Source organism: Pseudoflavonifractor phocaeensis (assembly GCF_016901735.1).
Lineage (GTDB): Bacteria > Bacillota > Clostridia > Oscillospirales > Oscillospiraceae > Pseudoflavonifractor_A.
In genome coordinates, this window is sequence record NZ_JACLZC010000169.1 from 1 (window position 1) to 774 (window position 774).

Below are 774 nucleotides of genomic sequence, written 5' to 3' on the forward strand. Positions count from 1 at the left end.
CAAATTCATGGAGCATGGGGGCGGTCAGCTGGGTGAAATCCGTATATTTCTGTGCCAGCGCCAGAAAGTGGCTGGCACGGTCCGTGTCCTCGTGAAACTGGTCCAGCTGCGCCTGCTCGGAGGCAAGCAGCTGTTCCAACTCGGCCTGTTCCTTTTCATATTCGGCACACAGCAGCTCGAACCGTTTTTCCTCCAACTTGCCCATGGCATAGGTTTCGTACAGCTTTTTAATCAGCACATCCAGCTCGGCGCTGCGCTTGCGCTCCTTGGCCGCTTCCTGCTGGCGAACCTGTGAAATGCTGCGAACCTTCTGAATGAATTCCTCCTTATTCTGGATGGCATAGCTGGCGGTGGTGCGGATGGTTTCTAGAATCAGAGCGTTCAGGGCTTTGGTGCTGACGGTGTGGGAAAAACACATCTGGGTTTCCCGCTCAAAGGTCAGGGTGTAGGTGGAGCAGTTATAAAAGTCGGTTCCATACTCCCGCCCGTCCTTTTTGCGTTTGCCCCGGTGGTTATACATCTTGGCTCCGCAGTCGGCACAGAACACAAGGCCGGTCAGGGGATTGGCAACGCCGGTGGTATCTGTCCGGCGCACCGTCCGTTTCACCTGCTGGGCGAGCTGCCAGGTTTCCGGGTCAACGATGGCCTCGTGGGTGTTCTCGAAAATCAGCCAGTCGGACGGGTCATTTTTTACCCGCTTATCCCGGTAGGACTTCTTGGAAGAACGGAAATTGACGGTATGCCCCATATATTCCGGTTTCTCCAGCATGGAGC

General features: G+C 55.4%; 1 protein-coding gene. It reads right to left on the reverse strand.

Features of this window, described 5'->3' with window-relative positions; genetic code table 11:
* The coding region (locus H7U37_RS15070) for a recombinase zinc beta ribbon domain-containing protein (protein ID WP_243414346.1) at nucleotides 1-748 on the reverse strand (748 nt) is incomplete at its 3' end.
* Nucleotides 749-774 lie beyond the last annotated feature (26 nt).